The sequence below is a fragment of the Pseudoclavibacter sp. RFBI5 genome (assembly GCF_002931395.1).
Taxonomy (GTDB): Bacteria; Actinomycetota; Actinomycetes; order Actinomycetales; family Microbacteriaceae; genus Pseudoclavibacter.
Genome location: NZ_PSYA01000010.1, coordinates 827428 through 847191, shown reverse-complemented (window position 1 = coordinate 847191; position 19764 = coordinate 827428). Strand labels below are relative to the sequence as shown.

Below are 19764 nucleotides of genomic sequence, written 5' to 3'. Positions count from 1 at the left end.
TCTCATGTCGAGTTCAGAGCCGTCCATCTTCACGCGCATCATCAACCGCGAGATCCCAGCCGACATCGTGTTCGAGTCCGAGCGGGTCATCGCCTTCAAGGACATCAGCCCGAAGGCGCCCGTGCACCTTCTTGTGGTGCCCAAGACCCAGGAGTACGCGAACGTCGCCCAGCTCGCGGCAGGCGACCCGGCACTGCTCGCCGAGGTCATCGCGGTCGCCCAGGGGCTCGCCGATCAGCACACCGACAGCGAATTCCGGCTCATCTTCAACTCGGGGGCGGCAGCAGGTCAGACCGTCTTCCACGTACACGCCCACGTCCTCGGCGGAGGACTCTCGGAAGGATCCCTTGCCTAGTCAAGACAGTTCACCGTCCCAAGGTCCCGGGGAGCCCGGCACCTGGACTGATTTCGTGGAGCAGACCACCACGGTCGAAGGCGTCGCCATGGTGCGGCTCCTCGGGCCCGGCGACCGGCTGCTCAAGTCCGTCGAGCGCGAGCACCCCCGCGTGCGCGTGCTCGCGCGCGGGAACGAGATCACCTTCAGCGGCGAGCGAGACGACGTCGTCGCAGCCGAGGCGCTCCTGCGCGAGATCACTGCGATGGCGCGCAGCGGCGTCGACCTCGAGCCAGCTCAGGTCGAGCGCTCCCAGCGGCTCATCGACCGTGGCGAGGAGACCCCAACGGACGTGCTCGGCCAGTCCATCGTGCAGTCCCGTGGCAAGGTCATCCGCCCGAAGACACTCGGCCAGAAGCAGTACGTGGATGCGATCGACGACAACACGATCGTCTTCGGCATCGGGCCCGCCGGAACGGGCAAGACCTACCTTGCGATGGCGAAGGCGGTGCAGGCCCTGCAGCGCAAGGAGGTCACGCGGATCATCCTGACTCGCCCGGCCGTCGAAGCCGGCGAGCGCCTCGGCTACCTGCCGGGGACCCTCAACGACAAGATCGACCCGTACCTGCGGCCGCTCTTCGACGCGCTCAACGAGATGCTCGACCCGGAGGTCGTGGTCAAGCTCATGGCGAGCGGGACGATCGAGGTCGCGCCGCTCGCCTACATGCGCGGGCGCACGCTCAACGACGCCTTCGTGGTGCTCGACGAGGCGCAGAACACGACGCCGGAGCAGATGAAGATGTTCCTGACGAGGCTCGGGTTCGGATCGAAGATGGTCGTCACGGGGGACATCACGCAGCTCGACCTGCCCATGGGGGCCTCGGGACTGAAGCTCGTGACCCACGTGCTCGGCGGCATCGACGAGGTGCACTTCTCGCACCTCACGAGCGACGACGTCGTCAGGCACACCCTCGTGGCCCGCATCGTCGACGCCTACACCGAGTACGACCAGAAGAAGCAGGCGGACGATCACCGACGCCAGGACAGGAACGCAAGCCGATGAGCATCGAGGTCAACAACGAGGCCAGCTACGAGGTCGACGAAGGCGCCCTGCAGCGCGTCGCCGCGTACGCGCTCGACCAGCTGCACGTGCACGCCGAGTCGGAGCTCGCGATCGTGCTCGTCGAGGTCGGCCCCATGGAGGAGCTGCACGTGCAGTGGATGGGTGAACCCGGCCCCACCGACGTGCTCAGCTTCCCGATGGACGAGCTTCGGCCAGGCAACGTCGATCGGCAGACGCCTCCTGGACTGCTCGGAGACATCGTGCTCTGCCCGCAGGTCGCGACCGACCAGGCGAAGGCCGCCGGGCACAGCATGATGGACGAGCTCCTGCTGCTCACGACCCACGGAGTCCTGCACCTGCTGGGCTTCGACCACGCCGAGCCCGAGGAGGAGAAGCAGATGTTCGGGCTCCAGCGCGATCTCCTCGTCGGCTTCCACCTTCAGGAGAGGAAGCGCGCCAGATGACCGCGGCTCTGCTCGTCGCCGCCATCGTGCTGATGGTAGCGATGAGCGGGTTGCTCGCCGCGACGGAAGCGGTCATCGCGCGTCTCTCGAAGCCGGAGCTCGAGCACCTCGCCGCGGGGAGCCGCGCGAAGCGCTCGATCGAGGCGATCGCCGCCGATCCCGGTGCCCATAGCAACGCGCTGACGTTCGCACGCGTGCTCTTCGAGAGCATGTCGGCCGTCCTGGTGACGCTCATCCTGACCGATCTCTTCGACGTCAGGTGGCAGGCGTTCCTCGTCTCCGTTGCCATCATGATCCTGGTCTCGTTCATCATCGCCGGCACGAGTCCGCGAAGCGTCGCGCGGGCGCATCCCCAGCAGGTGATGGCCTTCGCGGCCCCCATCGCGCGCGGAGTCCGGCTCGTGATCGGGCCGGTCGCAGATCTGCTCGTCGTGCTCGGCGATCGCGTGACCCCTGGGCGTCCGCAGCGCCTCGGCTCCGTCTCGAGCGAGGAGGAGCTCCTCAACATGGTCGATGAGGCAGCAGACCTCAAGGTGCTCGAGCACGGCGACCGGGAGCTCATCCACTCCGTCTTCGAGTTCTCCGACCGGCTCGTCCGGGAAGTCATGGTCGCTCGAACGGACATGGTCACGGTCGACGGCGACGCCGGGGTGCGGGAAGCGCTCGAGCAGTTCCTCGAGACCGGCATCTCCCGTGCTCCGGTCATCGGCCGGGACAGCGACGACATCCTCGGGATCCTCTACCTCAAGGACCTGGTGCGGCATTCGCTGCAGGACGAGGCGGAGGCGAGCCCCGCGGTCGAGCTCGCCCGGCCCGCCGACTTCGTCCCGGAGTCGCTGCGCGCCGATCTGCTGCTGCGCCGCATGCAGGCGTCCGCGACCCACCTCGCCATGGTTGTCGACGAATACGGCGGCATAGCGGGCCTCGTGACCCTCGAGGATCTCATCGAGGAGCTCGTGGGAGAGATCAGCGACGAGTACGATCGACCGAATGACGAGCCGCGGAAGCTGCTCGATGGGCGATACCGGGTGTCGTCTCGCCTCGCGACGGGGGAGCTCGGCGATCTCTTCGACATCGAGCTCGAGTTCGACGACGTCGACTCCGTGGGCGGGCTGCTCGCGAAGTCGCTGTCCAAGATCCCCGAACGAGGGGACAGGGCGGTGGTCGACGGCATCGAGCTCGTCGCCGAGCGAGTCGGACCCCGCAAGCGCATTCTCACTGTCCTGGCGCGCCGCCTGGAACCACTTCAAGAGTCAGGAATCGAAGCATGACGAACTACCGAGCAGGATTCGTGACCTTCGTCGGTCGCCCGAACGTGGGCAAGTCCACTCTGACGAACGCGCTGGTCGGCGAGAAGATCGCCATCATCTCCGACAAGCCGCAGACCACTCGCCGTGCCGTGCGAGGCATCGTCCACCGCGAAGACGGACAGATCATCATCGTCGACACCCCCGGCATGCACCGTCCGCGGACGCTCCTGGGGGAGCGCCTCAACGATGTCGTGCACGCGACGGTCGCGGAAGTGGATGTCATCGGGTTCTGCGTGCCGGCCAACGAGCCCGTCGGCCCGGGCGATCGCTTCATCAACGAGCAGCTGGATGAGGCCCCCAAGGCTCGCAAGATCGCCATCGTGACGAAGGCGGAGACCGTGAGCCGGGACGTCCTGGCCTCTCGCCTCGTCGACGTCCAGGGGCTCCGCGAATGGGATGACATCATCCCCGTCTCAGCAGCTGAGGACATCCAGCTGGACACGCTCACGGGCATCATCCTCGGGCTGCTCCCCGAGTCCGAGCCCCTGTACCCGAGCGACATGAAGACCGAGGAGTCGTTCGAGCAGCGTGCGGCGGAACTCGTTCGCGAGGCGGCGCTCGAGGGTGTGCACGACGAGCTCCCGCACTCGATCGCGGTCACGGTCGAGGAGATCGTGACGCGGGACGACGGCGTCACGCGCGAGCTGTACGTCAACATCGTCGTCGAGCGCGACAGCCAGAAGGGCATCATCATCGGGCGCGGCGGCGAGCGGCTGAAGCGCATCCGCGAGCAGGCGCAGCGTGAGATCTCGCAGATCACCGAGGGGCGTGTCATCGTCTCCATCCGCGTGAAGGTGGCGAAGGAGTGGCAGCGTGACCCGAAGCAGCTCGGACGCCTCGGCTTCTGAGCCGCGGTCCGTCGATGCTCTCGCGGCTGGTGGACAGCCGCGGGAGTCCTTCTTCGCGGCAGTCGGCGGGCTGTGGAAGGCGCACACCTACCGCCTGACGTGGCTTCAGTGGGTGACCGACATCATCCTCGGCCTCCTCTTCGCGCTCACGTTCGGCCTGCCCCTCGACTACGACGCCGGGGACGGCACGACGCTGACCTGGCTGCTCCTGCCGTCCTGGGTGCTCTTCACGGTCGCGATGATCATCCGGCGCTACGCGCCATGGCCGAGCTTCCTGATCGTCGTGCTCGCGGCACTGCTGAAGTCGGTCTTCGCGTTCGGCCCGCATCCGCAGGATGTCGCGATCTACCTCAGCATCTACGCCGCGGTCGCCTACGGCAGCCGTGCCCTTGTCATCAGCTCCGCCGTCTACGGCGTCGTGGCACCGACGATCATCGTGGCGCTCATCCCGCACTGGAATCCGACGAGCTTCACCTGGGAGTCCATCGCCACGAACGTCGAGGGCAGCCGCGACGCGTTCCTGTTCGCTGCGGCGTTGATCTGGCTGCTCTTCGTCGGGGCTGGAGTCGTGGCCTGGCTGGCAGGGCTCCTCCGCCGCGCGCATCTGCGGGCCCAGGAGGTCAAGAACCGGGCGGCGATCGTGGAGCTCGAGCGCATCCGAGCGCAGGAGCAGCTGGCCGCTGAACAGGAGCGAACGCAGATCGCGAGAGACATGCACGACGTGGTCGCGCACTCCCTGGCCGTGGTCGTCGCCCAGGCCGACGGCGCGCGGTACGCGATGAAGAGCAACCCCGACTCGGCGGAGGCGGCGCTCGGGACGATCTCCTCGACGGCCAGAAGCGCGCTCGTCGACGTCCGTGGCCTTCTCGGGCAGCTTCGGCACAGCCAGGAGGCCGGTCCGGAACCTGGCCTCGACGAACTGCCCGCACTGTATTCCAGGATGCGCGCGGCCGGCCTCGACCTGCAGCTGGAGACGAGAGGCGAGCCTCGGACCCTCACGACGCAGGCGCAGGGCGCTGTGTTCCGCTTGGTGCAGGAGTCGTTGACCAACGTGCTCAAGCACGGCGATGCCGCGAGGCCCGTCGTCGTGCGACTGAGCTGGGGGCAGGTCTTCGAGGCGACGATCCTCAACTCCGTCGCGGAGCCCCCGCACCCGAGAGGCGAGGGCGGGCACGGACTCGTCGGCATGGCGGAGCGCGTCGGCATCGCAGGCGGTAACGTGCAGGCTGAACGGCTTGGTGCGCAGTTTCGCGTGCACGCCTGGCTGCCCATAGCCTCGCCGCAGGGGGCCGCTGGGGCCGAGCTCGACAGCGACGGCACTCGCTCCACAACCGAGAGGCACACATTTTGACCAGTTCCCAGATCACCGTCGCGCTCGTCGACGATCAGCCTCTCTTCCGCAGCGGAATCCGGATGCTCATCGACAGCCAGGAGGACATGCGCTTCATCGGGGAGGCGAGCGACGGAGTCGCGGCGGTCTCGCTGGCGAAGGCGCTCAAGCCCGATGTGATGCTCATGGATGTGCGCATGCCGGGACAGGACGGCCTCGAGTCGACGAAGCAGATCGTCGCGAGCGGGTCGTCAACACGCATCCTGGTGCTCACGACCTTCGACCTCGACGAGGCGGTCGCGAAGGCAGTCGGGGCGGGCGCCAGCGGGTTCCTGCTGAAGGACGCCGATCCGGAGTTCCTGCTCGCGGCGGTCCGGACCGTGGCGACAGGTGCCGAGGTCTTCGCCGCTCAGGCCACCGCCGACCTGATCAGGCGCTATTCGGCCGCCGTTCCGGCTTCGCGCGCCGTGCCGCAGCAGTTCACGACGCTCACCGAGCGCGAGCGAGAGATGTTCGCGCTCGCCTCTCGCGGCCTCTCGAACGGGGAGATCGCCCGACAGGAGTTCCTGAGCGAGGCCACCGTGAAGACGCACATCTCGCGGGTGCTCGCGAAGCTCGGGCTGCGCGACCGGGTGCAGCTGGTCGTCTTCGCCTACGAGCACGGCCTCAACTGACCGCGCGGGTGAACTCCGCGCCTCGGTGCTACGCTGGGCCAATGCTGTTCGGCACCCTCCTTCTTCGTTGCCGCGGCGAGGCTTCGCTCTAAGCCCCCTCGCCGCGGAGTCTGCTGTCGGCTTAGCACGACAAGAAGATGTGATCCGGAGCTAAAAATGAAGAACATGCAGCAGCCGTCATCGATGCCAGCGCACCGCTACGTCCCGCACCACGAGCAGATCGCCGTCGACCTGCCCGACCGTACCTGGCCCTCCAAGCGCATCGAGCGCGCACCGCGCTGGTGTGCCGTCGACCTGCGCGATGGGAACCAGGCGCTCATCGACCCGATGTCCCCGGAGCGCAAGCGCGCGCTCTTCGACCTCCTGGTCCGCATGGGGTACAAGGAGATCGAGGTCGGGTTCCCCTCGGCCAGCCAGACCGACTTCGACTTCGTCCGCTCGCTGATCGAAGAGAACGTCATCCCGGACGACGTGACGATCCAGGTGCTCACGCAGGCGCGTGGCCACCTGATCACCCGCACCTTCGAGTCGCTGAAGGGCGCGAAGCAGGCGATCGTGCACCTGTACAACTCGACGAGCGTCCTGCAGCGCGAGGTCGTGTTCCGCAAGGACCGCCAGGGCATCATCGACATCGCCCTCGAGGGTGTCCGTCTGTGCCGTGAAGCCGAGGCGATCGTTCCCGACACGAAGATCTACTACGAGTACTCGCCAGAGAGCTACACGGGCACGGAGCTCGACTTCGCGGTCGACATCTGCAACCAGGTCATCGAGGGCTTCGACGCGAGCCCCGAACGTCCCGTCATCATCAACCTGCCGGCGACCGTCGAGATGTCCACACCGAACATCTACGCGGACTCGATCGAGTGGATGCATCGCAACCTGACGCGGCGAGAGAGCGTCGTGCTCTCCCTGCATCCCCACAACGACCGCGGCACGGGTGTGGCCGCCGCCGAACTCGGCTACCTCGCCGGCGCCGACCGCATCGAGGGCTGCCTCTTCGGAAACGGCGAGCGCACGGGCAACGTCGACCTGGTCACGCTCGGCGTGAACATGTTCACCCAGGGCATCGACCCGCAGATCGACTTCTCCGACATCGACGGCATCCGCCGCACGGTCGAGTACTGCACGCAGCTGCCCGTCGGGGAGCGCGCCCCCTGGGGTGGCGACCTTGTCTACACGGCCTTCTCGGGCTCGCACCAGGACGCGATCAAGAAGGGCTTCGAGGCCATGGCCGCGAAGGCCGACGCGCTCGGCGTGTCCGTCGACGAGCTCACGTGGGAGGTCCCGTACCTGCCCGTCGACCCTCGCGACCTCGGCCGGAGCTACGAAGCCGTCATCCGCGTGAACTCCCAGTCCGGCAAGGGCGGAGTCGCCTACCTGCTCAAGGAGCACCACAACCTCGACCTGCCGCGACGTCTGCAGATCGAGTTCTCCGGGGTCGTGCAGAACAAGACCGACTCAGAGGGCGGCGAGGTCTCGACCGACGCCATCTGGCGAATCTTCAACGACGAGTACCTGCCCGCGGAGAGCGAGCAGCACAAGTGGGGTCGTTTCGAGCTGTTCCGCACGGCGACGAGCTCAGCGCTCGACGGAGCCGTCGACCTGAGCGTCTCGCTGCGCGACGGGTCGGGAGTGGCCGAGCACGCCTCGCAGGGCAACGGGCCGCTCGACGCCTTCATGAAGCTGCTCGGGCAGCAGGGCCTGCAGGTCGAGCTGCTCGACTACGTCGAGCACTCGCTGTCCGTGGGTGGCGACGCGCGCGCCGCGGCCTACATCGAGCTGGACGTCGCGGGCGTGCGCCTCTGGGGAGTCGGTATCGACAGCGACATCTCGACGGCGTCGCTCAAGGCCATCGTGTCCGGCGTGAACAGGGCGCTGCGCGGCGAGACCGAAGCCGAGCTCGATGCTCAGCTGACGACGGTCGCGTAGGCGCAACCGGCACGTTCAACGGGCGGGCACCCGGCCGGAGGTCACTCCGAGCTCGGGTTGCTCGCCCGTTTCTGTTCGATGATGTCGATCGGTCGGGTGTCGGGGGCGTGCAGGCCCGACGCCTCGAGAATCTCCTGGTCGGTGAAGGGCAGCTCCCGCTCGGGCCTGCCCGTCCGAGGCGACCTCCGGATTCGCGGCATCTTCAGCGCGATCTGCTCGGGCAGACTGAGCCCGAACCAGACGCTGGCCATGCGCACGGCGAAGGTCACCGCGACGCAGATCACGATGCCGATGATCTGGGAGACGCCGAACGCGTCTGCCAGCACGAACGCTGCGCTGCCTGCCGTCGCGGCCACGGCGTAGAGGGAGCCGACGAAGAGGATGCCGACCGGCATCCCGAGCAGCATGTCGCGGACCACGCCTCCGCCGGCCGCGGTCACGGTTCCCACGAGCAGCGTCGGCAGGATCGGGAGGTCGAAGTTCATGGCCTTGAGCGTGCCGACCGCGCAGAAGAAGCCGAGCGCCGCCGCGTCGAGGACCGAGACCAGGCCGTCCATGCGTCTGAGCAGTCGCTGCAGGAGCATCCCGCCGAGTGCCGCCGCCCCAGCTGTGAAGAGGAACCACTCCGTCTCCATGCTCACCGGACGGATGCCGAGGAGGAGATCGCGGATGATGCCGCCGCCGAGACCCACGGTGATGCCGATGATGACGACGCCGAGCCAGTCGAGCTTCTTGTCGCGGAACTGCTCCGCGACCATGGCCGCGGTGATCGCGCCGATGGCGATGGCCGTGAGGTCCAGCCAGAGGGGGAGCGTCGTGGCGGGCGAATCCATGGTCTCAATGCTCCCACAGCGCCGCGATGAGCCGAGTCACGCGTGGTTCCCGGCTCTCGCTGCTCGGAGGGCCATACTGGGTTGATGCCCACCTATCGTGACGAGGCGGTTGTCCTTCGAACTCAGCGCCTCGGCGAAGCCGACCGCATCGTCACACTGCTCGGCAAGGAACGCGGAAAGGTGCGGGCTGTGGCCCGCGGGGTTCGTCGGACGTCGTCGAAGTTCGGCGCTCGGCTCGAGCCGTTCATGGTCGTGGACGTGCAGTGCTACGCGGGTCGCAACCTGGACACCGTCACGCAGGCTGTGACGCTCGCCGCGTACGGGCGGGACCTGGTCGAGGACTACTCCAGGTATTCGGCCGCGTCCGTCATCGTGGAGGCCGCCGAGCGAGTGGCGGAGGCTGAGCCGTCGCCCCAGCAGTACACGCTGGTCATCGGGGCCCTGCGGGCGCTCACCCTCGGCGCGAGGGCGTCCCAGGACATCCTCGACTCGTACCTGCTCCGCTCGCTCTCGCTCGCCGGCTGGGCCCCCGCGCTCGATGACTGCGCGAGGTGCGGGGCCCCGGGGCCGCACGAGCGATTCAGCGTGCAGCTCGGGGGAGTCGTGTGCCAACGATGCACTCCAGCGGGGATCGTGCGAGTGGACGAGGCGACGGTGCAGGCGGTGCGCGCGCTGCTGTCCGGCGATTGGGCGATGCTCGACGGCATCGAGGTCTCGGCCAGGGCACGTGCCAGTGGAATCGTCTCGGCCTACTCGCAGCACTATCTCGACAAGAAGCTCAGATCGATGCAGGTCCTCGAACACGACCGCCTGCTCGGACGCCTGGAGCCGGCGACCGCGGTCGCTCTGAGCAGCGCGGGCGGCGGGGCAATCAACGGAGACAACGACCCGGGCGCGGAGCCCGGCACGGAGGAGACGGCATGAGCCGGAGCAGGCAGGCGCAGACGTTCAAGCCGGTTGACTGGACGGGTGTCTATCCGCCGGCGTTCGAGGCGTCCGAGGTCCCCTCGCACGTGGCGGTTGTCATGGACGGCAACGGCCGCTGGGCCAACCAGCGCGGTCTGCCGCGGATCGAGGGCCACCGAGCCGGGGAAGCTGCCCTCCTCGACGTCGTCGCGGGCGCCCTCCAGGTCGGGGTGAAGCACCTCAGCGCCTACGCGTTCTCCACGGAGAACTGGAAGCGCTCACCCGAGGAGGTGCGCTTCCTCATGGGCTTCAACCGCGATGTCCTTCATCGGCAGCGCGACCAGCTGAACGAGTGGGGGGTGCGCATCCGCTGGGCTGGGCGGGAGCCGCGCCTGTGGAAGTCGGTCATCAAGGACCTGCAGCTTGCCGAGCGCCTGACGAAGGACAACACTCGGATGACGCTCACGATGTGCGTGAACTACGGAGGGCGCCTCGAGATCGCCGACGCCGTGAAGCGCATCGCCGAAGAGGTTCGCGAGGGGAGGCTGCGACCAGAGCGCGTCACGGAGCAGACCATCGCCAAGTACCTCTACGACCCGGAGATGCCGGATGTCGACCTCTTCGTGCGATCGAGCGGTGAGCAGCGGACGAGCAACTTCCTGCTCTGGCAGGCTGCCTATGCGGAGATGTGCTTCCTCAACACGCTCTGGCCGGATTTCTCTCGCACCGACCTCTGGGAGGCGATCGAGCGCTACGCGGGCCGGGAGCGCAGGTTCGGTGGCGCCGTGGATGCGCCGACTCGCGTCGACGCCCCCGCCCCGACCGACGCCAGCTGAGACGGCGGGGGCGGGCGCGCCGCGAGATCAGCGGAATTCGACGGTGACCTTCTCCCCGTCGATGGTGAAGGTGCCCTGTTCCCAGATCGTGTCCGATCCTTTCGTGGTTCGCCCGCTCTCACCTGCCGAGATGTACGTGGCGAGACCTCCCTCGATCTCGAAGGAGTCGGAGGTATCGCTGACGGTCACGGTCGGATAGGTGGCGATGCTCCAGTTCACGCTTCGATTCGCGCCGGAGGCGTAGGTGCTGAACGGGCATCCGACGGGAGCCGCGGCCGTCGAGGAGGCACACTCGTCGATCTTGGCGGTGACCGCGGATTGCACCGCGGACTGCAACGCCTCGGTCGGCGTGTAGACGACGTTGCGGGTTGCGACGTGGTCGTCGGCGATGGTGCCGACACGCACCGGCTGGTTCGAGGTGGAGTAGAACTCGGAGATCGTTCCCGTGACGGGGTAGATCGCCGGGTAAGCGTCGAACTGCACCCAGCTCACCGGCTGACTGCCTTCCCAGGTTCGAGAGTCGACGGGGTCGGGGGTCACCGTGACGGCGCCGATCGTGAGGTCCATGGCATGACTCGTGCCGACGGCCGAGGCGAAGACCAGGGGTGTGAGGATCCGCCAGTGCTCGAGCACCAGGAACTCATTGTCAACGCGTTCAGCGACGAGCACGGCCGTCTCCGTCGTCCCTCCGAGCCTGTAAGTGACCTGCACGTTCTTGGTCTCGCGGCCTGAACCCACCGCTGCGGGCGTCGACGGAGTCAGCCAGCCATCCGCGGCGGGTGTCGTGGCGGCTTCGAGCTCGACGATGTCGAGGACGGTGATCCGCTCGGTCGCGGCAGCGAGCATCTCGTCGCTCACATACTGTCGCTGAGCGCTCTCGATGTTGGGGTCGACGAGTTCGCCGGCCAGGCTCGCGTTGCCGTCGGCGATGGCCTGCACGTAGCGGCGGGCTTCCGCGATCGCGCCGCGGTGGCCGTTGAGTGCGGTGACCGCAGTGGCGGTTGCCGCGATGATGATCGCCGCGATGGCGAGGGCGGCGCCAGCGCGACGCAGCCTCCGGCGCGCGGGTGCCCCGAGCTGCCGAGCAGTCCACGCAGGTGGGGTGGATGCGGCGGGCTGGGCGATGAGTGGCGGACGTGTCTCCGATCCGTCGGCAGCAGGCGCGCGCCCACGGTCGAGACGCGCGAGCAGGCTGACCGCACGGGAATGGAGCCGCGGCGCGATGATCCTGAGTCGAGGCGGCAGCGCCCAGGCGAGCAGCTCGACTGCCAGCGCCCAGATCGCGAAGAGCGCGGGGGTCCAGAACGAGGGCCTGACGCTGATCGTGAGGTCGCCGAGCGAGAAGCCGAGTGCCGATGCCGATCCGGTGAGCACCACCGGCAGGAGCATGGACGTGAGGATCGTCCAGACCAGCAGGGCTGCGGCAGGCAGGCGCCAGAGGCTCGACCATTGCGGGAAGCGTGTCTCGGGCCGACCGACCCCGATGAGCACGGCACTCGCGACCGTCGCGGCGACAACCGGAAGGAGGGCGAGCCACGCATAGGGGAGCTCAGGCGAGAAGACCGACGCGACTGTGCTCGGCCCGAAGGGGAAGCTCACGGCGATGGCACCCAGGTGCCCGAGGATCAGGGTGGTGAGGGCGAGGTGCGGTGCCGCGGCCAGGAGCACCGGCACCGACGTCAACGGGCTCTCCGACTGTGCGACGCCGAGGATCATCGCGATGATGCCGAGGAGCGAGCCGGCCACTGCGAGCGTCGCGGTGTAGATGCCGAGCTCCGCCACGAGGAGCCGCAGCTCTCGTGACCGCGAGCCGGGCAGCGGCGTCTGAGGTGCTCGACCAGGACGGCCTCGTGCGGCAAGAGAACGACCGAGCCATCCGCTCAGGAAGATCGACGTGAACGCCACAGGCGCGAGTGCCGGGCTCAGCGCGGTGACGGTGGCAGCCGCGCCCGGCGTGTCGAGACGCAGGCCGGGTGCTGCGACGCAGAGGAGGAGGACCGCGAACGTGCCGCTTGAGACTGCGGCTGCTCCGAGTCTGCCGCGCCTGCCTCGATCCGCCCCGCGCCGCTCGAGGCCATAGGCAGTCGCGAGGCTCACTGCCAGGACGAACGCCAGCGACGCGAGGGGCCACAGTCCGAGCGTCAGGCCGCTGTCGCCGGTCAGGGAGAAGCCGCCGACTGACTCAACGCCCAGTCTGAGCTGGCCTGAGAAGGGGAGCGCCGTGAGCAGGAGGACGACTTGCCAGAGCAGCTCGAATCCCGACGCCGCGTTCGAGGGGCTCGGCTGACTCCCCGGCGCGAGGTCGCTGAGAAGGAGGGCCAACGCGGAGCTCAGACCGGCTCCGCTGAAGAGCGCGGCGACGGCGCAGGCTCCGGCGTGCAGAGCACTCGTGGTGATCAGATTCTTGTCGACAGCGCTGGTCAGCGTTGATGTGGGAGTCACAGAGGGTGCCCTTCGGATGCGCGACGTCCTGGGGGACAACGCCATTCGAATGTTCAGATGTTTCGCGACATCGTTGCAGACCTCCGAGCAGGCGCAGTGCCGCAGAAGCGGATCTGTGGAGAACCCCTCGCGGACGGCCTTCCGGCATGGAGCCGCTCACGAGCCTGGCGCTTGACTAGACTGACGACTTGCGGCGGACACGACCCTGGGTTCGCCTTCGACACCTCAGCAGGAGTTTCTCTCAATGGCGCAAACCACGCTCGACAAGGTCATCGCTCTCGCGAAGCGGCGGGGCTTCGTCTTCCAAGCGGGCGAGATCTACGGAGGCACTCGCGCCTCTTGGGACTACGGCCCCCTTGGCGTCGAACTCAAGGAGAACATCAAGAAGCAGTGGTGGCAGACGTTCGTCCGCGGCCGCGCTGACATGGTGGGACTCGACTCCTCGATCATCCTGCCCAAGGCGGTCTGGGAGGCATCCGGCCACGTCGCGACCTTCACCGACCCGCTGGTCGAGTGCCTGAGCTGTCACAAGCGCCACCGCCAGGACCACCTCATCGAGGCGTTCGAGGCGAAGAAGAACCGCGCGCCGGAAGGCATGTCCGACATCGTCTGCCCTGACTGCGGGACCAAGGGGCAGTGGACCGAACCCCAGCTGTTCTCCGGCCTCGTGAAGACCTACCTCGGTCCCGTCGACAACGAGGCGGGACTGCACTACATGCGTCCCGAGACCGCCCAGGGCATCTTCGTGAACTTCAACAACGTGCTCACCACGTCGAGGAAGAAGCCTCCCTTCGGCATCGGCCAGGTCGGAAAGGCGTTCCGCAACGAGATCACGCCAGGGAACTTCATCTTCCGCACGCGTGAGTTCGAGCAGATGGAGATCGAGTTCTTCGTGCACCCGGATGAGGCGCAGAAGTGGTTCGAGGACTGGGTCGAGGCCTGCTGGAACTGGTTCACGGACCTCGGGCTGAACCCCGACAACATGCGGCGCTTCGACGTTCCCAAGGAGGAGCGCGCGCACTACTCGGCCGGAACGATCGACTTCGAGTACCAGTTCGGCTTCAAGGGAACCGGCTGGGGTGAGCTCATGGGGGTCGCGAACCGCACGGACTACGACCTCACCTCGCACTCGACCGCGTCCGGCACCGGCCTCAACTACTTCGATCAGGCCTCGGGAGAGCGCTACACGCCATTCGTGATCGAGCCGAGCTTCGGCCTGACGCGATCCATGATGGCGTTCCTCGTCGACTCCTACGTCGAGGAGGAGGCGCCGAACGCCAAGGGCGGCGTCGACATCCGCACCGTTCTGCGGCTCGACCCTCGCCTCGCGCCCGTCAAGGTCGCGGTGCTGCCACTGAGCCGTGACGAACGCCTCAGCCCCGTCGCACGTGAGCTGGGCGACAAGCTCCGCAAGCACTGGAACATCGACGTCGACGACGCCGGCCAGATCGGCCGCCGGTACCGGCGCCAGGATGAGATCGGCACGCCGTTCTGCGTGACGGTCGACTTCGACACGCTCGAGGACAACGCCGTGACCGTCCGCGAACGCGACTCGATGGCCCAGGAGCGAGTCGCCCTGGACCAGCTCGAGGCGTACCTCGCGGGTCGTCTGCTCGGAGCCTGATCGCGCCTCCCGAGTGAACCAGGACGTCGTGGGAACCAGCGAGCGCCCGTCCGCGAGAACGCGGGCGGGTCGCTCGCTGCGGCCAGCGCTCCTGACCATCGCGGCTGCGCTTGTCCTGCTCGCCGTGCTCAGCTACGTGTTCATCTCGGCCCGAGCTACCGACCGGGGAGCTGCCACCCTGGATGCACCGGCGGCGATCGCCGAGTGGCGGGGCGAGGCCTCGGAGCTGCTCCCACGCGACACGGTGAGCGTCGGTGGTGTGCAGCTGTCGGCAACCGAGATCCAGTGCGGCCTGCCGCGGCACGATTGGCGGGGCGGCAGCGCGAGCGCCGCCGGCCAGTTCTGCGTCGTCGACGTCGATCTCCGCAATGGGAGCGGCGAGTCGATCTCCCTCGCGCCGGACGTCTTCGAACTCGAAGACGCTGCGGGGCAGACGTCGATCGCAGACCACGAGACCACCGCCTACGGCACCGACCTGCCTGCCGGTCCCGCGGAGGAGAAGCAGCTCCTCCCATCCGCCTCCACCCGCGTCCATCTGGTCTTCGATGTCTCGACCTCGGCGGCGGGTCCGATGGAGCTGAAGTTCGAGCCTGCTCCCGAGCTGAGGATCGTCTTCTGAGGCGACGAGGGGCTCCTGTTCGAACGTGTCGGGGCTGGCGTGCGAAAGTCGCCTCGACCTGCGAGAATTGATCGGTTATGACCTTGACTGCACTCGACTCGAAGCCGCTGCGCATCGGCCCCCTGGTTCTCGACGTCCCAGTTGTGCTCGCGCCCATGGCGGGCATCACGAATTCCGCCTTCCGGCGCCTCTGCCGCGAGTACGGCGCGGGCCTCTACGTCTCGGAGATGATCACCTCGCGCGCGCTCGTCGAGCGGACGCCGGTGACCATGCGCCTCATCGAGCACCACGAGTCGGAAGAGGTCAGGAGCATCCAGCTCTACGGGGTCGACCCCAAGACCGTCCGCGAGGCCGTCACGATGCTCGTGGCCGAGGACCGAGCGGACCACATCGATCTCAACTTCGGATGCCCGGTTCCCAAGGTCACGAAGCGTGGAGGCGGGGCCGCGCTGCCGTGGAAGACCTCCCTCTTCCGAGCCATCGTCGAGGGGGCAGCGGAGGCCTCCGGTGACATCCCGCTCACCATCAAGATGCGCAAGGGCATCGACGACGATCACCTGACCTACCTGGAAGCCGGCCGTATCGCGGAGGGTGCTGGCGTCGCAGCCGTCGCACTCCACGGGCGCACGGCCTCGCAGTTCTACTCGGGGCAGGCTGACTGGGATGCCATCGGCAAGCTCAAGGAGACCGTCACGAGCATCCCGGTGCTGGGCAACGGCGATATCTGGGCGGGCGAGGACGCGTTGCGGATGATGGAGCAGACCGGATGCGACGGCGTCGTGGTCGGGCGCGGCTGCCTCGGACGCCCCTGGCTCTTCGGCGACCTCACTGCTGCCTTCCGCGGCGACTCGACGCGCATCCAGCCGACGCTCGGGGCGGTGGGCGACGCGATCCGTCGACACACCGAGCTCCTCGCGGAGTTCCACCAGGAAGAGGCCCGCGCCTGCCGTGAGATGCGCAAGCACATGTCGTGGTACTTGAAGGGCTACCCGGTGGGCTCCGATGTTCGCTCCGGTCTCGCGCTCATGTCGACGCTCGAGGAGCTCGACGGCCTTCTGGCTCAGCTCGATCGCGACCAGGCCTACCCTGGGCAGGACGCCGAGGGCCCTCGCGGGCGAGCGGGAACGCCCAAGCGGCCGTCGCTGCCGGACCGCTGGCTCGAGTCTCGCGAGCTCAACGAGGACCAGAAGGCGAATATCTCCGCCGCCGAGCTGTCCCACTCGGGAGGCTGAGGGTGACGCTTCCCCCTGAGCCGATCGACCGGAGTCCTTACGGCGACCACGATCGAGAGCGCTTCCTCCCCGAGCACCACGAGAACCGTCGACGTTCGACGTTCGCCAGGGACCGGGCGCGGCTCGTCCACTCGAGCGCGCTGCGCAGGCTGGCGGCCAAGACGCAGGTGCTCTCGCCGACGGCCGGTATCGACGCTGCACGCAACCGGCTGACGCACTCCCTGGAGGTCGCGCAGGTGGGACGCGAGATCGCCGGCACGCTCGAACTCGATCCCGACATCGTGGACACGGCGTGCCTGGCCCACGACCTCGGGCATCCGCCGTTCGGGCACAACGGCGAGAAGGCGCTCAACGAGTGGGCGCAGGACATCGGCGGGTTCGAGGGCAACGCCCAGACCCTCCGCATCGTCGCCCGCCTCGAGCCGAAGGTGTTCGGCCCCGACGGTCAGCACTACGGACTCAACCTCACTCGGGCGAGCCTCGATGCGAGCTGCAAGTACCCGTGGACTCGGGAGGCGGGGGCGGAGCGCGGCACGGGAAAGTTCGGCGTGTACGCCGACGACCGCCCGGTCTTCGACTGGGTGCGGCAGGGCGCGCCTGAGGGGCGAACCAGCATCGAGGCCCAGGTCATGGACCTGAGCGACGACATCGCCTACTCGGTGCACGACCTCGAAGACGCCATCGTTGAGTCGTTCGTCTCGCTCCCCGAACTCGACGACCTCGCCAACCGCCCGGCGATCCTGTACGCGGCCGCCGACTGGTCGGGGTCGAAGTTCTCCGAGGAGGAACTCGACGAGGCGTTCACTCGCCTGCAGGCCCAGCCCTACTGGATGCGCGAGTACGACGGGTCGAGGGTCGCGCAGGCGGGGCTCAAGAACCTGACGTCGCAGCTCATCGGCCGCTTCGCGAAGGCCGCGACGGCAGCCACGTGGGCCGCGCAGCCGGGGGAGTCGCTCATCCGGTACCGCGCCTCGCTGGTCGTGCCACGCGAGATCCGCGCCGAGATCGCGCTGCTCAAGGGCATCGTCGCGGGCTTCGTCATGTCGCTGGATGCGCGTCGGCCCATCTACGAGCACCAGCGGAAGATCCTGGTCGAGCTGTCGGACATGTTCTGGCAGACCGGCGACCAGCACCTCGACGCGGCGTTCGCCGCCGATTTCCGGGCGGCCGGTGACGACACCGAACGCAAGCGGGTCGTCGTCGACCAGGTCGCGAACCTCACCGACAAGGGCGCTCTCGTCTGGCACGACCGGCTCACTGCGGCGTCGGAGGTGCCGTCTAGGGTGGCTTCATGGCACTGATCCGCAAGAGCGATATCGAGGAGGTTCGCTCTCGCACGGACATCTCCGAGATCGTCGGCGACCATGTCACCCTCAAGAACGCGGGGATCGGGTCGAAGAAGGGGCTCTGCCCGTTCCACGACGAGCGCACGCCGAGCTTCCACGTGCGGCCGCAGCTCGGCTACTACCACTGCTTCGGGTGCGGGGAGTCCGGTGACGTCTTCACCTTCCTGCAGAAGATGGACCACGTCACGTTCTCCGAGGCCGTCGAGCGCCTCGCGGGGCGCCTCGGGTACGCCCTCACGTACGAGGACGGCGGCCATGCACCCGACCACTCGAAGCGTCTCCGGCTGCTGCAGGCGCACACGGCCGCCGAGACCTACTACCGCGAGCAGCTGCAGGCGCCCGGGGCGGAAGCGGCTCGTGAGTTCCTGGGCGGGCGGGGGTTCGATCCGAGTGCCGCGGCCATGTTCGGTGTCGGGTACGCGCCGCAGGGGTGGGACTCCCTGTCGAAGCACCTCGCGGGCCTCGGCTTCACGACGCCGGAGCTGAAGGAGTCGGGGCTGCTCTCGACCAACGAACGCGGCTCGAGCTACGACCGCTTCCGCGGCCGGGTCATGTGGCCCATCCGCGACACCTCTGGTCAGACCGTGGGGTTCGGGGCGCGAAGGCTCTATGACGACGACAAGGGGCCCAAGTACCTCAACACCCCCGAGTCCCCGATCTACCACAAGGCGCAGGTCCTCTACGGGCTCGACGTCGCGAAGCGCGAGATCGCCAAGCAGCGCCGGGTTGTCGTGGTCGAGGGGTACACCGACGTCATGGCCGCTCATCTCGCGGGTGTCCAGACGGCGGTCGCCACGTGCGGAACCTCGTTCGGCGTCGACCACATCAAAGTGCTGCGCAGGATCATGGACGATGAATCCGCCGGCGGACAGGTGATCTTCACCTTCGACCCAGACGAGGCCGGCAAGAAGGCCGCGATGCGGGCGTTCGCGGAGGAGCAGCGCTTCGTGGCACAGACCTTCGTCGCCGTGGCGCGCGACGGGCTCGACCCCTGCGATCTCCGTCTCGCGCGGGGTGATGCTGCCGTGCGCGAGCTCATCGACCATCCCATGCCGATGTACGAGTTCGTCATCTCGCAGCAGCTGCTCGGGCACGATCTCGACACCGTCGAGGGGAGGGTCGCTGCCCTCCGGCAGGCGGCTCCCGTGGTCGCCGGCATCCGCGACCCTGCGATGAGGCCCGGCTACTCGAGGCGCCTTGCGGGAATGCTCGGGATCGACCTCGTGCAGGTGGAGCAGGCCGTGCGCGCGGCGAGGGGCGCCAGCAAGAACGCGCCGCGCGGGCAGGCGGCGACTCGGGCTCCGGCTCGTGTGCCGGACCAGCGCGCTCGACCGGGCGGGCAACGCGGTCCGTCCTCCGGTCACTTCGAGGAGGAGCCGCCGTTCCCCGACGGCGAGGGGTACGACTTCCCGCCGGACACGAGCGACTTCGGCGGCGGCGCAGTGCGCGCGGTGCGCATGAGCGACCTGCCGAACGATCCCGTCACTCGCCTCGAGCGCGACACGCTGATGGCGGTGCTGCAGCATCCGAGGCGGCTCTCCGACGAGCGCTTCCAGCAGGTCATGGCGGCGGGCTTCACGAACGCGTCGCTCTCGACGGTGCGCGATGGCATCGTCGCGACCCGAGACTCCCTGGGCTCGATGGAGTGGATCACGCGGATCGGGGAGGAAGTGCCGCAGGCGTTCACGACGCTCGTGACTGAGCTTGCCATGGCGTCGATTCCCGCGGGGAGCAAGGACGAGCAGATCGACCTGTATGTCCGGTCGCTGAGCGCATCGCTGGTAGAGCGCGACCTCCTGCGGAGGAAGGCGGAGCTGCTGGGGGCGCTGCAGCGAACGGATGGGCGTGCGGAGCCGGAGCGCTTCCGGTCGCTGAACGAGCAGCTCATGTCGATCGAGAATCAGAAGCGCGAGCTGCGCGAAGGCTAGGCTCGCACGGTGGGCTCGTTGCTCGAAGGCCGAGCGACGGGTGTTC

At 68.0% G+C, this 19764-nt stretch carries 17 protein-coding genes; 15 read left to right on the top strand and 2 right to left on the bottom strand.

Annotated elements, in window-relative coordinates; all coding sequences use genetic code 11:
- Positions 1–4: 4 nt before the first annotated feature.
- From C5E06_RS10875 to leuA, 8 genes are all read left to right on the top strand, one after another.
- Positions 5–355, top strand: coding sequence for a histidine triad nucleotide-binding protein (locus C5E06_RS10875; RefSeq protein ID WP_104241449.1), 351 nt, complete (start codon positions 5–7; stop codon positions 353–355).
- Between the two features lie 88 nt (positions 356–443).
- Complete coding sequence (locus tag C5E06_RS10870; protein WP_104242093.1) at positions 444–1397, top strand: PhoH family protein; 954 nt, start codon at positions 444–446, stop codon at positions 1395–1397.
- Complete coding sequence (gene ybeY / locus C5E06_RS10865) at positions 1394–1861, top strand: rRNA maturation RNase YbeY (protein WP_104241448.1); 468 nt, start codon at positions 1394–1396, stop codon at positions 1859–1861. The genes C5E06_RS10870 and ybeY overlap by 4 nt, the downstream gene beginning before the upstream one ends.
- Positions 1858–3132 carry a hemolysin family protein gene (locus C5E06_RS10860; protein WP_104241447.1) on the top strand — a complete coding sequence of 425 codons (1275 nt, stop codon included), beginning with the start codon at positions 1858–1860 and terminating at the stop codon, positions 3130–3132. Before ybeY ends, C5E06_RS10860 begins: the two co-directional genes overlap by 4 nt.
- Positions 3129–4019: a GTPase Era gene (gene era, locus C5E06_RS10855; protein WP_104241446.1), complete on the top strand. Its 891-nt coding sequence runs from the start codon at positions 3129–3131 to the stop codon at positions 4017–4019. The genes C5E06_RS10860 and era overlap by 4 nt, the downstream gene beginning before the upstream one ends.
- Complete coding sequence (locus tag C5E06_RS10850; RefSeq protein ID WP_104241445.1) at positions 3985–5370, top strand: sensor histidine kinase; 1386 nt, start codon at positions 3985–3987, stop codon at positions 5368–5370. Before era ends, C5E06_RS10850 begins: the two co-directional genes overlap by 35 nt.
- The gene (locus C5E06_RS10845) at positions 5367–6023 is read left to right on the top strand and encodes a response regulator transcription factor (RefSeq protein WP_104241444.1); all 657 of its coding nucleotides are present in this window, start codon (positions 5367–5369) and stop codon (positions 6021–6023) included. Before C5E06_RS10850 ends, C5E06_RS10845 begins: the two co-directional genes overlap by 4 nt.
- Before the next feature lie 156 nt (positions 6024–6179).
- Positions 6180–7952: a 2-isopropylmalate synthase gene (gene leuA / locus C5E06_RS10840; RefSeq protein ID WP_104298654.1), complete on the top strand. Its 1773-nt coding sequence runs from the start codon at positions 6180–6182 to the stop codon at positions 7950–7952.
- 41 nt (positions 7953–7993) lie between these two features.
- On the opposite strand, the gene C5E06_RS10835 is transcribed toward leuA, so the two are convergent.
- Positions 7994–8785, bottom strand: a complete 792-nt coding sequence (locus tag C5E06_RS10835) for a trimeric intracellular cation channel family protein (protein WP_104241442.1) — start codon at positions 8783–8785, stop codon at positions 7994–7996.
- Between the two features lie 84 nt (positions 8786–8869).
- On the opposite strand from C5E06_RS10835, the gene recO reads away from it, so the two are divergent.
- A complete protein-coding gene (recO, locus tag C5E06_RS10830; protein ID WP_104241441.1) occupies positions 8870–9709 on the top strand; it encodes a DNA repair protein RecO in 840 nt (279 codons plus the stop codon).
- Complete coding sequence (locus C5E06_RS10825) at positions 9706–10527, top strand: isoprenyl transferase (protein WP_104241440.1); 822 nt, start codon at positions 9706–9708, stop codon at positions 10525–10527. Before recO ends, C5E06_RS10825 begins: the two co-directional genes overlap by 4 nt.
- A 27-nt stretch (positions 10528–10554) precedes the next feature.
- Here C5E06_RS10825 and C5E06_RS10820 read toward each other — a convergent pair whose 3' ends face one another.
- On the bottom strand, positions 10555–12969 hold the full coding sequence (locus C5E06_RS10820; RefSeq protein ID WP_104306874.1) for a hypothetical protein: 2415 nt from the start codon (positions 12967–12969) through the stop codon (positions 10555–10557).
- Between the two features lie 244 nt (positions 12970–13213).
- Here C5E06_RS10820 and C5E06_RS10815 point away from each other — a divergent pair, with 244 nt between their 5' ends.
- The 5 genes from C5E06_RS10815 (at position 13214) to dnaG (ending at position 19718) form a co-directional block, all read left to right on the top strand.
- The gene (locus tag C5E06_RS10815; protein WP_104306873.1) at positions 13214–14593 is read left to right on the top strand and encodes a glycine--tRNA ligase; all 1380 of its coding nucleotides are present in this window, start codon (positions 13214–13216) and stop codon (positions 14591–14593) included.
- 28 nt (positions 14594–14621) lie between these two features.
- Entirely contained in the window at positions 14622–15212 is a 591-nt protein-coding gene (locus tag C5E06_RS10810) for a DUF4352 domain-containing protein (RefSeq protein ID WP_181059289.1), read from the top strand.
- Between the two features lie 77 nt (positions 15213–15289).
- The gene (gene dusB, locus C5E06_RS10805) at positions 15290–16444 is read left to right on the top strand and encodes a tRNA dihydrouridine synthase DusB (RefSeq protein WP_104241436.1); all 1155 of its coding nucleotides are present in this window, start codon (positions 15290–15292) and stop codon (positions 16442–16444) included.
- Between the two features lie 2 nt (positions 16445–16446).
- Positions 16447–17745, top strand: a complete 1299-nt coding sequence (locus C5E06_RS10800) for a deoxyguanosinetriphosphate triphosphohydrolase (RefSeq protein ID WP_258067577.1) — start codon at positions 16447–16449, stop codon at positions 17743–17745.
- Positions 17736–19718, top strand: a complete 1983-nt coding sequence (gene dnaG, locus C5E06_RS10795; protein ID WP_104306871.1) for a DNA primase — start codon at positions 17736–17738, stop codon at positions 19716–19718. Before C5E06_RS10800 ends, dnaG begins: the two co-directional genes overlap by 10 nt.
- Positions 19719–19764 lie beyond the last annotated feature (46 nt).

Excerpts from the sequence above, each read along its gene's own strand:
- C5E06_RS10875 (WP_104241449.1), top strand. The coding sequence starts at position 5 with ATGTCGAGTTCAGAGCCGTCCATCTTCACGCGCATCATCAACCGCGAG.
- C5E06_RS10870 (WP_104242093.1), top strand. The coding sequence starts at position 444 with ATGGTGCGGCTCCTCGGGCCCGGCGACCGGCTGCTCAAGTCCGTCGAG.
- ybeY (WP_104241448.1), top strand. The coding sequence starts at position 1,394 with ATGAGCATCGAGGTCAACAACGAGGCCAGCTACGAGGTCGACGAAGGC.
- C5E06_RS10860 (WP_104241447.1), top strand. The coding sequence starts at position 1,858 with ATGACCGCGGCTCTGCTCGTCGCCGCCATCGTGCTGATGGTAGCGATG.
- era (WP_104241446.1), top strand. The coding sequence starts at position 3,129 with ATGACGAACTACCGAGCAGGATTCGTGACCTTCGTCGGTCGCCCGAAC.
- leuA (WP_104298654.1), top strand. The coding sequence starts at position 6,180 with ATGAAGAACATGCAGCAGCCGTCATCGATGCCAGCGCACCGCTACGTC.
- C5E06_RS10835 (WP_104241442.1), bottom strand. The coding sequence starts at position 8,785 with ATGGATTCGCCCGCCACGACGCTCCCCCTCTGGCTGGACCTCACGGCC.
- recO (WP_104241441.1), top strand. The coding sequence starts at position 8,870 with ATGCCCACCTATCGTGACGAGGCGGTTGTCCTTCGAACTCAGCGCCTC.
- C5E06_RS10825 (WP_104241440.1), top strand. The coding sequence starts at position 9,706 with ATGAGCCGGAGCAGGCAGGCGCAGACGTTCAAGCCGGTTGACTGGACG.
- C5E06_RS10815 (WP_104306873.1), top strand. The coding sequence starts at position 13,214 with ATGGCGCAAACCACGCTCGACAAGGTCATCGCTCTCGCGAAGCGGCGG.
- dusB (WP_104241436.1), top strand. The coding sequence starts at position 15,290 with ATGACCTTGACTGCACTCGACTCGAAGCCGCTGCGCATCGGCCCCCTG.
- dnaG (WP_104306871.1), top strand. The coding sequence starts at position 17,736 with ATGGCACTGATCCGCAAGAGCGATATCGAGGAGGTTCGCTCTCGCACG.